Annotated in this window: 8 protein-coding genes; 3 read left to right on the top strand and 5 right to left on the bottom strand. The window is 67.2% G+C overall.

The genetic code is table 11. The annotated features are described in order from the left end of the window. The first annotated feature begins 29 nt into the window (after nt 1–29). The gene (locus GII31_RS06930; RefSeq protein WP_213248017.1) at nt 30–1232 is read left to right on the top strand and encodes an aminotransferase class I/II-fold pyridoxal phosphate-dependent enzyme; all 1203 of its coding nucleotides are present in this window, start codon (nt 30–32) and stop codon (nt 1230–1232) included. Continuing rightward, a complete protein-coding gene (locus tag GII31_RS06935; protein ID WP_213248019.1) occupies nt 1229–2155 on the top strand; it encodes an NAD-dependent epimerase/dehydratase family protein in 927 nt (308 codons plus the stop codon). The genes GII31_RS06930 and GII31_RS06935 overlap by 4 nt, the downstream gene beginning before the upstream one ends. A 143-nt stretch (nt 2156–2298) precedes the next feature. Here the strand turns inward: GII31_RS06935 and GII31_RS06940 are convergent, their stop codons facing one another. From GII31_RS06940 to GII31_RS06960, 5 genes are all read right to left on the bottom strand, one after another. Continuing rightward, the gene (locus GII31_RS06940; RefSeq protein WP_213248021.1) at nt 2299–2973 is read right to left on the bottom strand and encodes an isochorismatase family protein; all 675 of its coding nucleotides are present in this window, start codon (nt 2971–2973) and stop codon (nt 2299–2301) included. Nucleotides 2974–3033: 60 nt separating this feature from the next. Continuing rightward, complete coding sequence (locus GII31_RS06945; RefSeq protein WP_213248023.1) at nt 3034–4005, bottom strand: ABC transporter substrate-binding protein; 972 nt, start codon at nt 4003–4005, stop codon at nt 3034–3036. Nucleotides 4006–4008: 3 nt separating this feature from the next. Beyond that, entirely contained in the window at nt 4009–5307 is a 1299-nt protein-coding gene (locus GII31_RS06950) for an enterochelin esterase domain-containing protein (protein ID WP_213248025.1), read from the bottom strand. Further along, the gene (locus GII31_RS06955) at nt 5300–9412 is read right to left on the bottom strand and encodes an amino acid adenylation domain-containing protein (protein WP_260840357.1); all 4113 of its coding nucleotides are present in this window, start codon (nt 9410–9412) and stop codon (nt 5300–5302) included. The genes GII31_RS06950 and GII31_RS06955 overlap by 8 nt, the downstream gene beginning before the upstream one ends. A 71-nt stretch (nt 9413–9483) precedes the next feature. Then, a complete protein-coding gene (locus GII31_RS06960; RefSeq protein ID WP_246222141.1) occupies nt 9484–10626 on the bottom strand; it encodes a YncE family protein in 1143 nt (380 codons plus the stop codon). Nucleotides 10627–10705: 79 nt separating this feature from the next. On the opposite strand from GII31_RS06960, the gene GII31_RS06965 reads away from it, so the two are divergent. After that, on the top strand, nt 10706–11881 hold the full coding sequence (locus tag GII31_RS06965; RefSeq protein WP_213248028.1) for an amidohydrolase: 1176 nt from the start codon (nt 10706–10708) through the stop codon (nt 11879–11881). Nucleotides 11882–11944: the final 63 nt, after the last annotated feature.

The following is an 11944-nucleotide window of genomic DNA, read 5'->3' on the forward strand; positions in this document are numbered from 1 at the left end:
GAAAGTGACAGGCGGATATGGTCCATACCTTGATTGAACGGCTTGCCGAAACGGATCGGCCCAGGCTGGTCGCAGAGCTTCGAAGCCGGGGGATTTCCCCGTTCTATCGCACCGCGGAGTCGATGATCGGTTCCTCCGTACGTCTCGAAGGCCGCGATGTGCTGATGTTCGGATCGAACAATTATCTGGGGCTCGCGGGCGACATACGAGTTCGGAGCGCCGCAGTCGAGCAGATACACCGCTACGGAAGTGCCACCACAGGCAGCCGACTGCTTAACGGATCGAACAAGCTGCACGTCGAGATCGAAGAGCTCATCGCTGGGTGGTATCGGGCAGTCGACGCACTCGTCTTCACATCAGGCTATACGGCCAACGTCGGTGTGCTCTCCGCGCTCATGGGCAGCGGCGACATCATCGTCGTCGACGAGTACGCGCATGCCTCCATTATCGACGGAGCCCGGCTGTCCGGAGCCCAGATACTGCGCTTCGAGCATAACAACGTGGAGAGTCTGCGGAATGTACTCACTGCAGCAGAGACGGCGGCCGGTGAGGCCCTCGTCGTCGTCGACGGTCTCTATTCGATGGAGGGGAGCCTGGCGCCGCTCCCCGAGATCGTTGCGATATGCCAGGACCGGGGTGCCGCAATCATGGTCGATGAAGCCCACTCACTCGGGCTATACGGCGAGTCACTGTGCGGCTGGGCTGAAGAGTGCGGTGTACTCGGCGAAGTGGATATCTTGATGGGCTCGCTGTCCAAAGGGCTCGGCAGCACCGGAGGATTCATCGCAGGATCGGCCGAGTTGATTGCTGGGTTGAAAGGCACCGCCCGAAGTCATCTGTTCACGACATCAGCGACGCCGGCGAGCTTGGGGGCCGCGCTCGAGTCGCTCCGGATCGTCATGAGCCCCGAAGGCCGCGACATCGCCCACCAGGTACGAACCTCATCGGCCCATCTAGCACACCTACTCCACGAACAAGGAGTAGCGCTCGATCTCCCCCGCGCGGGGTGGTCGCCCATCCTTTCAGTGAAGATCGGTTCCGACGAAGAAGCCGTCGAAGTCTGGAACGAAATTCTTAACAGCGGAGTCTATGTCGGTGTGGCCTTGCATCCTGCAGTACCGAGGGGACGCTCTATTCTCCGGATATGCGTCACCGCCGACCACCGTCCAGATGACCTTCGGCATGTAGCCGATGTCATCGGGACCGCGGTGGTGGGAGTGCCTGCATTATGACCAATGTCGCCGTGACCGGAGCCGCCGGGAACCTCGGCACTGTCCTAGTCCGAGCGCTCGCCGGATCCGCCGCAGTCGATTCGGTGCGGGCGTTCTCACGACGCCCCCTTCGAGTATGTCACGATCGTGTGGAGTCTGTGCTCTACAGCTCGATATCGGAATTGACCGCCGATCATCTTAACGGTATCGACTGTCTCATCCATGGGGCCTATGTCGTCGAAGAGCCGCGAGACAAACAGCAAGCATGGAAGGTGAACGTCGAAGCGGTCGAATCCGTCGTCGAACTCGCGGTTGAGGCGGGGGTCGGACACATAGTAGTACTGTCGAGTATCAACGCCTACGGCGATGCTTACCGCGCGGGACAGTGTCTGGACGAATCGGTTGCCATCCAGCGCACGCCGGGTAAGTTCTATTTCGACCACAAGGCCGAGATGGAAATCCGGCTGGCGGAAAGGTCACAGCGAGACCCGAATATACGGCAACGCCTCTGCATACTCAGGCCGACCTATGTAGTCGGCCCAGACATAGAGAACTCCGGCATACGGATGTTCCGACAGCGGGTGATCGTATATCCACGTGCGGGCTCGGCAGCCTACCAATTTCTTCACCAGGACGATTTCGCCTCCGCGATGCTCGGAATCATCGAGCACAGGTGCTCAGGCGTCTTCAATATCGGCCCCAAGGGATACTTGACTGTGCGGCAGATCGCCGAACTCGGCGGAAACAAATGCATATCCATTCCGCTACGGGCTGCGGAACGACTTGCCGAATTCCTGTACCGACTCAAGCTCTCACGCTATTCATCGGAGTGGGTCACGATAGGGGAAGCGACAGTGACCTCGCGACGCCTCGAAGAGCATATCCGCTGGTACCCGAGGTGGTCCTGCGTGGAATCGGCCGCAGTGATGCTCAGCAACGGGTGAGCTCTGAGCGGGCGCCGGTTCCGGAGGCTCTCCGAAGCGCCGGGGAACTACACCCGGACCCGCATACCCAAGGGGGAGATCGACCGCGCCGGGATCGCCGTCGCGTCATCGGTGAATCGTCGCGGCGATTGTCACCGAACGGGCTACACGCAGGCAGGTCGAGGTGAGGCCGGGATCGCCGGTGCCGCCACGAGGTTGCCGACGACTTCGGCGGTCGTCACCGCCGAGCCGCACACCCGGCTCACGTAGTCGACGCACCGCAGATGGTCGGCGAGGGAGAAGTCCGCGACGGCGTCGGCGATCAGGTAGGGCTCGATGTCGTTCATGAACGCATCGGCCGCGGTCTGCTGGCAGCCGATATGCGCGTACACGCCGGTGATGAGCAACTGGTCCCGACCCGACCGGCGCATCAACTCCAGCAGATCGGTCCGCGCGAACGCCGAATAGCGCCACTTCACCAGCTCGATGTCGCCGGGCCGCGGCGAAAGCGGGGCGATGATCCGGGCATCGGCGTCGGTCGACAGGCCCGGACCCCACACGTCGGTGAGCAGTCCGCGCCGTGCCGGATGCTGGCGCGGTGGCTGCGCCGACAGCACGGTGGGAATGCCGAGTTCGTCGCAGGCTTCACGGATGGCGAGGATGTTGCCGATCACCCCCGCCAGCAGGGGGTGTCCGTCGGTGAAGGCGTCGACGAAGTACTTCTGCATGTCGTGGATGAGCAGGACGGCACGCCGGGGATCGGCTCGCCATCCCGCACGGGCCCCGGGCCAGGTATCGGGTGCGGGCAGATCGTAGGGTGGGATGCGCGGCAGAGACATGGGTCCGATCCTGATTCGAAAAGCTATGTCGCAGAGTGGGAAATGAAGCCCGGCCGGTCGTCAGCCGACGGCGGCGGCGATGTCGGAGAGCACCGCCCGGACACCGAGCGGGCCGGAACCACTGGTCCACGGCACGCCGTCGACGGGAAAGACCTTGCCCGACCGGTTGGCGCCCAGCGTGGCGAACCCGGGAAGCTTGCGTGCGGCCGACAACTCCTCGGCCGCCTTGTCCTTGCCGGCCAGTACACCGAAGAACAGGTAGTCGGCGTCGATCAGATCGAGGTATTCGAGGCTGACCTTGTCGCCGGAACGGCCCTGGGAGTTGATCTTCTCCTGCGCCGCCGGACGGGTGAAACCCACCTGCTTGAGCACCCAGCTCGGCATCGAATTGCCGCCGACGATGGTCGGCCCGTCGGCCGCCCACCGGACGATACCGGCGGTCGCAGCGCGGCCGTCGACCTGTTGGGCGGTGACCCGTTGCTTCACCTGGCCGATTTCGGTGGCGATCTCGGTGCTCACCGTCGTGTACTGCTCGTGCCTGTCCAGGACGTCGGCGACGGCCTTGAAGTACGTCTCCCAACCGTCGGCGTACTTGGCGATCAACAGGGTGGGCGCGATCTTGCTCAGCTCGTCGAGCGAGTTGCGGGCGGCCGTGGTGTCATCGACCAGGATGAGGTCGGGCCGGACCTTGAGGATCTGCTGCAGGTTCGGGCCGCGCGGTGTGGCCACGATCGGGATGTCGGCGGCCTCGGCGCCGAGGTATGCCGGGGCCATTGTCTGTCCCCGTGCACTGGTCGTGCCGACGGGGATCACCCCGAGTGCCAGCGCCGCGTCGAGCGCCCCCTCAGCCAGGGTCACGACCTTGCCGGGGTGCTCGGGGATGTCGACGGTGCGGCCGTGGGCATCGGTGTACTGCCGTGACGGACCCGACGCGCCCGCACCCGAATCGTCACCGCCGCAGGCGGCGACCGCGAACAGGGTGAGCAGGGCGGCGCCGAGGAGGGCGAGGAATCGGAGGAGTCGGTTATGCATCCGCTAGCATTCTGTGTCGGTGGCGGGGAAATGGGTGGCGGGACCGGGCAGTGCCGGCCCGCCGCGCCGGTCGGCGAGGTCCTCGAGCAGCATCGACGCCCACCAGCTGTCGTCGTGGCCGCCCGAGTAGGTGCGGAAGGTGAGCGGGAAACCGGCGGCGTCCGCGGTCTCGGCGGCCTCGGTCACGTTCGGCGCGAGTTGTCCCTCGAAGTCGCCCACCGCCAGGTACAGCCGGGGCAGCGAGGCCGAAGCCCGTCCGGCATCGCGGAGCTGGTGATGAATCCACTCCTGGCGGCCGCTGACATCGGCGGGCCGGGCGTGCAGGCCGGGGCGGAACCACACCGACGGCGAGTACGCGAGAACCCGGTCCACCGACTCGGGGTACCACGAGCCGAACGAGAGGGCGGCCAGCCCGCCGAGGCTCTGGCCGGCGACGACCGTGCTCGGCGGCGGTGCGGGCAGGTGCCGGTGCGCCTGCGGCAGGACGCTGCCCACCAGGGCGTCGAGCACCCCGTGATTGCCACCGAGGAACCGCAGCCGGTCACCGCTGCCCGGTGGCGAGTGGAGACCGAGGACCGCGAACCGCTCGCCGAGTCTTCCCCGTCGATACAGGTGGTCCAGAACCTGTGCCAGTTGGTATCGGTCACACCACTTTTCGGCGTCAAAGGTGATGAGCAGGTTGATCGGCGCGGGGTCCGCGGTGTCGGGGACGCCCAGCCGGTACCGGATACCGGACTCGCCGGCCACGGACACCTCGCCGGTGGTCTCGGTGATCGTCGCGCTGTGCGGGCCGGTCCAGGCGTCGAGGCCGGGCGCGGACACGCAGCGGGCCACCGAACCGAATGGTGATCTGCTGCGCACCAGGTTGTTCCGGGAATCGATGAGGGCATGGGCGACCACGGCCCGCGAGTACTCGACCCGCCCGTCGGTGACGCCCGGGCCGTCCGCCGCGAACGGGTAGATGCGGTACCCGGCCATGGTGTCACGGGGGACCGAGATCTCGGTGAACCACACATCGGTTCCGGGAACGCGACGCATCAGCCCCGCATCGGCGTGTTCCTTGTCGGTGAGCCGGTTGACCCACACATAGACCCCGGCGAGTTCCTTGCCGTCGGGCAGTACCGGGTCGCGGCTCGGCCACCAGGTGAACAGCATCCGCTGCCGGTCGGGGTTGTCGGGGTCGTCGGTGATCAGCGGGGTACCATGCCGGGTGAGCGCGGTGGTGAGCGCCCCGGTGTCGACCTGCGCATCGCCGACGATCAGCTCACGGATCCGTTCCGGGGTGGCCGTGGGGTCAGGCACGGGCGTCTCCGGCAGCCCCGACGGAGTTGAGCGTGTCGGCGATCTTCATCAGCGACCGTTGCCGGATCATGCCCGGATGCGAGGTGTGGAAGTCGAGCTGAGTGAATCGGCCCCCGACGTGCGGACGCCAGGCCTCCGGGTCCAGGAAATCCTCGCCGCCTTCGAGCGCCCGGAACAGGATGGCGTCGCCGTCGAATGTGGAGGTGGTGTGTGTGCGCATCAGTTCGGCGAAGTGGGCGACGATCCGGCCGATCGTCCTGACCCGTTCGGCGGACAGGCCGCCGAAAGCCGTGTTGGCCCCGCGCAGCGCCCGCAGCAGCGCGTCGTCGGAATCGAGGTCGACCTCACATCCCCCGTCGCTGCGCTCGCCCTGACTTTCCCCGTCGCTGCGCTCGCCCTGAGTTTCCCCGTCGCTGCGCTCGCCCTGAGTTTCCCCGTCGCTGCGCTCGCCCTGAGTTTCCCCGTCGCTGCGCTCGCCCTGTTCGATACCCGCCATGATCAGGAATGCGCGGCGCACCTCCTCGTCCGACGGTGGCGGTTGCGCGGCCCACAGCTCGCTCGGATAGGCGTCCATCAGGCCCAGCACACCGACCTGAAGCCCCCGGTCGGCGGCCAGCGCCGCCATCTCGTGGGCGATCACCCCGCCGACCGACCAGCCGAGCAGCCGGATCGGCCCGGCAGGGGCCACCTCCTGCACCGTGTCGAGGTAGCTCTCGGCCACCTGTCGCAGGCTCTCCGGCAGCGGGCCGCCGTCCAGCCCGTCGGCCTGCAGGGCGTACACCCCGCCGGCCCGGTCCAGCACCCCGAGAAGGCCCGAATAACACCAGCCGAGACCGCCGGCGGGATGTATACAGAACACCGGTTCGCCGCCGCCGTCGTCCGGCCGCAGCGTCAACAGCCGCCCGAACGGATCGACCGTGGACTCGCCGCTGACCCGGCGGGCGAGCAGGGCCACCGACGGCGCCGCGAACACGTCCGACACCGACACGTCCTGGTTCAGTGCCGCGCTCACCCGGGTGGCCAGTCGGGTGGCCGAGAGCGAGTTGCCGCCGAGATCGAAGAAGCTATCGGTCGTCGACACCTGGCGTCGCTGCAGCACCGAGGCGAAGACGCCGGCCAGTGCCATCTCCACAGGGTTGGCCGGACTGGTGATCTCACCCGCACCGAAGGTGGGTTCGGGTAGCTTCTTGCGGTCGAGTTTGCCGTTTCGGGTCATCGGGATCGCGTCGATCACCTCGATCGCGTCGGGCAGCATGTACGACGGCAGCCGGTGCGCGAGCCGAGTACGCACCTCGAAGGTGTCGACGGCCTGCCCTGGATCGGCGACGATGTAGCCCAGCAGGAGCGCCGACGGTCCGCGCCCGCGCACGATCACCACCGCATGCGCCACGCCGGGCACGTCCGAGAGCGCGGTGGCCACCTCGCCGAGCTCGATGCGCCGGCCCCGGACCTTGACCTGATCGTCGACGCGCCCGATGTACTCGATCACCCCGTCCGGCCGGCGCCGGGCCAGGTCGCCGGTGGCATACATGCGTCGGCCGGCACTGAACGGATTGGCCACGAACCTCGTGGCGGTGAGCGGACCGCGGCACAGGTATCCGCGGGCGAGCTGGACACCTGCCAGGTACAGCTCGCCGACGTGTCCGACCGGCAGCGGGCGCAGCGCGTCGTCGAGCACGTACACGGCGCTGTTGTGTACCGGAAGACCGATCGGCACCGACGCCCGGTCCCAATCCGCACCCGGATACCACCAGGTGATGTCGACAGCGGCCTCGGTCGGCCCGTACAGGTTGTAGACGATGTTCTCGCCGGGCCTGTCCGCCGTTCCCACACTGCGCGGAAACACCCGGCCCGCCTGCACCACGGTTTCGGCGGCCAGCGCCTCGCCCGAACACACCACCAGCCGCAGCGACGTGGTCTCGCGCGCGGTGGCCTCGGTGACGAACGCGGCCAGTGCCGACGGCACGAAATGGCACACCGTCACACCGTGGTCGATGATCTCGCGCGCGATGTGGGCGCTGTCGCGTTCGGCGCCGGCCGGTGCCACCACGAGACGTGCGCCGGTGAGCAACGGCCAGAAGAACTCCCACACCGACACGTCGAACGAGTACGGCGTCTTCTGGAGCACCCTGTCGTCCGGGGTGAGGTGGAAGACCGCGTCCATCCAGCGTAGCCGGTTCACGATGCTGCGGTGTTCGATGATGGTGCCCTTGGGCAGGCCGGTGGACCCGGACGTGAAGATCATGTACGCCGAATCGGCGGGCGCGGGGGCCCGCAGCGGTCCGCTGCCGGAATGGCCGTAGGAGGTCACCGTCAGCGCGAGATCGTTCCACTCCCAGCGGGGGGCGCCGAGTGCGTCGACCGCCGGATCGGGCAGGGTCAGCTCGGCCACAGGCTGTGCGTCGCCGCGGATCGAGGCGATGCGCTCATCGGGGAGTTCGGGGTCGATGGGCAGGTACGTGGCGCCGGCCTTGATGGTCGCGTGGATGGCCACCACCATCTCCGCCGCGCGCGGCATCCGCAACGCCACCACCGTGTTCGGTCCCGCGCCGTACCCGGCCAGTCGCTCGGCCAGATCGGTGACCGCGGTGTGGAACTCGCCGTAGGTCAGCGTGCGCGAACCCCACTCGAGTGCCGGCCGCCCGCTGTGGGTGACGGCGGCGGCGTCGAGGAGTTCGGTGAGGGTGGCGTCGTCGTAGGCGACCGCGGTGTCGTTGAAACGGTTGATCTGGGTGTCGACATCGGAGGGTGCGGCGATCGTGACGGCACCGACCGGGGTGTCCGGATCGGCGCCGACAAGTTCGCCGACCACCGCGAGCACCCGGTCGGCGTGCCGCTCGGTGTCGGCATGGCTGTAGCGGCGCGGGTTGGTCTCCACCTCGAGGACCAGTCCGCCGTCCTGCTGCGGTGAGGCGGTGAACGTGATGTCGTCGACGGGCCCCATGGCGATGTTGGTGATCGTCCCGGTCGCCTCGCCGAAGGTGAGCACCGGGGTGAAGAACTTGATGTTCACGACCGGACCGAAGATCACCGCGTCGGTACCCACCGCGTCGAGATCGCGCCGCAACCGCTCGGCCCGGTACCCCGAATACGGCCTGGTCGTGCGGACCTCGGCACTGACCGCGTCGAGTAGCTCGCCCACCGTCGTGGTGGGCCGGGTGGTGATGCGCAGCGGCAGGATGTTGACGGCCGGTTCGACCGTGGGCGGTGCACCCAGACGCCGGTTGGCCCACGGCATACCGATCACGGCCTCGGTCTCGGCCGACAGCGATGCGGTGTACACGGCGACCGCGCCGATCACGGCCTCGGCCCAGCCGTGCGTCCCCGGCCGGGTGCGGGCCGGCAGGTGCCGGTTGACGCGCCGGGCGTGATTGACCGCCACCGTCGGTGGCAGGTCGACGAGGCTCTGCGGCCGCGAATCACCTGCGCAGTAATCTCGCCAGAACTCGGCCGGGTCAGAGCCGGCGGCGGGATCGGCCGCCGCATCGGCCCCGGCGGCGGCGAACGGAACCGCCGGGGACGGCTGTCCGCCGACGGCCGCGGTGTACGACGCCGACACCCAGCGCAGCAACGCGGCGAACGAGTATCCGTCGACACATATGTGATGGATTCGCTGGACCCAGACGTGATGTGCGGCCGACAATCGGACGAGGATCTGGGTGCTGAGCCACTCGCCGGAGATCTCTGCGCGCTCCGGACGGGCACCCGACATGAACTCGGTGATCTCGTGATCGCACTGCTTGTCCGGATCGGGTGTGCCGCTCACGTCGATGAGACGTACCGCGTGATCCCGGGCGAGGGGCCACCGGACCGGGCCGTCGGCGCCCGCACCGTAGACGGCGTTGAGCGCCGGTACCTCACGCAGGCACCGGGCCAGCACGTCACCGAACACCTCGGTGTCGATCTCGCCCCGGATGTCGACTCGTTCGGCGCACTGATAGACCTCCGAACCCGGAACCTGTTGCTGGCCGAACCACAGGGCGGTCTGGGCGGCGGTCAGCCGGGTTCCGTTCGCCTGATCCGGGCCGACCTGGTCCGGATTGACCGGGGCAGGGCTGACCGGGGGAGGGGCGGACGCCGCGTTGTCGGCGGGGAGAGTGCTCATCGGGTTTCAGTGGCTTTCGTTGTCACCGGGTGAACGGCGCGGTGGGCGGGTCTGCGGAAGAGGGGTGCCGGTCAGCTCCTGGCGACGGACACGATGGTCAGCCGCCCCGACTGATGCTGTGTGCCGTACACCTTTCCGGTGTCCGGATCGACGACGATCGTGTGCACGGGTGCGTTGGTCGGCACGGTGGCGATGATCCGGGCGGTGTCGGCATCGAGCACGGTGATGGTGCGCTTTTGCAGGTTGGCGGTGTACACGAGCCTGCGTGTGGCGTCGATCGCCAGTTTGCTGGGCGAGGTGCGGGTGTTGACGGTCTTGGTGATGGTCAGCGACCGCGGGTCGATCACCATGATCTTGCCGGTGTCGAAGCTCGCCGCGAAGACGCGGCCGGTGACCGGGTCGACCTTGGGGCGGGTGTTGGACGGTGTCGTGATGCGCTTGATCACCGTGTTGGTGCGGGTGTCGACCACGGCGACGTAGTTGGTCTTCTTGCTGAGATAGTCGGCGTTGCCCACGTACAGACGGTGCCGCCCGGCGTCGATGTCGACGAACGAGGGCCAGGCGATGCCACCGATCTCGGAGATCTTCCGTCCGGTGACGGTGCTGATCACGGCCACCCGGCCCGCGTTGTTGAGGGCCACGTACGCCTTGCCCGCGGCGGTGTCGACCACGCTGCCCATCGGGTGGGTGTTGGGTACCGAGATGAGGTTCTTGGCGCTGGTGGTGGTGGCCGACATGTCGGCCACGGTGATTCCGTTGGCGTGCGAGTTGCTGACGACGATCCGGCCGCGCCGGATGTCGAGGGAGATGCCGTCGGGCACCTGCGGGGTGGGAATGATCGGAGCGTTGCCGATCGGCATCATGCCCCACGGCTGTGGGCTGAAGTCGATGGAGCGGACCGGCCGCTGGGTGGTGGTGCGCAGCACGGTGACCTTGGGGGTGACCACGTGCGGGTCGAAGGACACGTCGGTGCCGCCCTTGGTGCTCATCACGAAGTCGTTGTCGGTGATGAACAGGGAGTGGCGCACCGGATCGAGGGCGAGTTCGCCGCCGCTGTTCACGCCGGCGGGTGTGGACGAGACCCGGAAGGTCCAGCCGGCCGCCGACGTCGATGCGGGAGCGGCCGTGACGACGGGGGACCCGACAATGGCGGGTGCCGCCGCGCAGAGCAGCGCGACCGTGAATGCGGTGATCCGGTTACGGCGAAGACTCATGGCCCACATCGTACACCGGGAATTAGTGTTACCTAAGCCCTGAACTCCACATAATCGGAGATTTGTGAGACTGTTTGGTATGTCTTCGTTGAATTCTCACACATTGCAGCGTCTGACCGCCGTTCGCCGCGATATCCATGCCCACCCCGAACTCGCCTTTCAAGAGATCCGGACGGCCGATCTGATTGCGGACTATCTCCGCGACATCGACGTCGAGGTGCATACCGGCATCGGCGGCACCGGTGTGGTGGGCGTGATCGGCGACAGGACGCGTGGGCCGGTGATCGGTCTGCGGGCCGACATGGACGCCCTGCCCATCCAGGAGACGTCCGGTCGTGCGCACGCCTCCGTCGAACCCGGCGTCATGCACGCGTGTGGCCACGACGGACACGTTGCGATGCTTCTCGGTGCTGCCGAAATACTCAGTAAGACAATTAATCTGACGGGATCTGTCGCGCTGGTGTTCCAGCCCGCGGAAGAGGGTGCGGCCGGGGCGGTCGCGATGCTCGACGACGGGGTGATAGAGCGGTTCGGGATCGAGGAGATCTACGGGGTGCACAACATCCCCGGTATTCCCGCAGGGCACTTCGCGGTACGGCCCGGGACGCAACTGGCCTCGTTCGATCACCTGGAGATCACGATCGGTGCGCAGGGGGCACACGCGATGGCGCCGCACCACACCGGAGACGTGATCGTGGCCGGCTCCGCGCTGGTCGGCCAGTTGCAGACCATCGTCTCCAGGAGGCTTGATCCCTTTGTGCCGGCAGTTGTTTCGATCACACAGTTCCTCGCCGGGGAGACCAACAACGTACTGCCGCCACAGGCGGTCCTGCGCGGTACGGCCCGCTGTCTGAGCGCCGACGCGCGCGACGAGATCGAGGGTATCGTCGGGCAGATGTGCGCGGCGGTGGCCACGGCCCACGGGGTGAGCATCGACCTGACCTACGAGCGCCGGTATCCGTGCACAGTCAACGACCCCGGGTGCGCGGCGCGGGCGGCCGCGGTGGCATCGGCCGTGGCCGGACCGGAAAAGGTGGATCCCAACACCACGGGAATCCTTGCCGCAGAGGACTTCTCCTTCTTCTTGGAACGGATTCCGGGTGCATACACCTTCATCGGAAACGGGCCGATCACCGATGACCGGGGGCCGGTGCACAATGCCGCCTACGAGTTCAACGACGACATCATCGGTGCCGGGTCACAGTTCCTGGCCGACGTCGCGCTGAGTGCGATCACGGACCGTCCTGCGGGCTGAGGCGCGACGGCTAGTTCTGTCCCCGGTGATTCAAAAGTAGCCGGGGACAGTCTATTTCAGTAC

Origin of the sequence: Gordonia pseudamarae, from assembly GCF_025273675.1 — a bacterium.
Lineage (GTDB): Bacteria > Actinomycetota > Actinomycetes > Mycobacteriales > Mycobacteriaceae > Gordonia > Gordonia pseudamarae.

Bases quoted from the DNA above. Each gene is read 5' to 3' on its own strand.
- GII31_RS06935 (WP_213248019.1), top strand. From the start codon at position 1,229: ATGACCAATGTCGCCGTGACCGGAGCCGCCGGGAACCTCGGCACTGTC.
- GII31_RS06940 (WP_213248021.1), bottom strand. From the start codon at position 2,973: ATGTCTCTGCCGCGCATCCCACCCTACGATCTGCCCGCACCCGATACC.
- GII31_RS06945 (WP_213248023.1), bottom strand. From the start codon at position 4,005: ATGCATAACCGACTCCTCCGATTCCTCGCCCTCCTCGGCGCCGCCCTG.
- GII31_RS06955 (WP_260840357.1), bottom strand. From the start codon at position 9,412: ATGAGCACTCTCCCCGCCGACAACGCGGCGTCCGCCCCTCCCCCGGTC.
- GII31_RS06960 (WP_246222141.1), bottom strand. From the start codon at position 10,626: ATGAGTCTTCGCCGTAACCGGATCACCGCATTCACGGTCGCGCTGCTC.
- GII31_RS06965 (WP_213248028.1), top strand. From the start codon at position 10,706: ATGTCTTCGTTGAATTCTCACACATTGCAGCGTCTGACCGCCGTTCGC.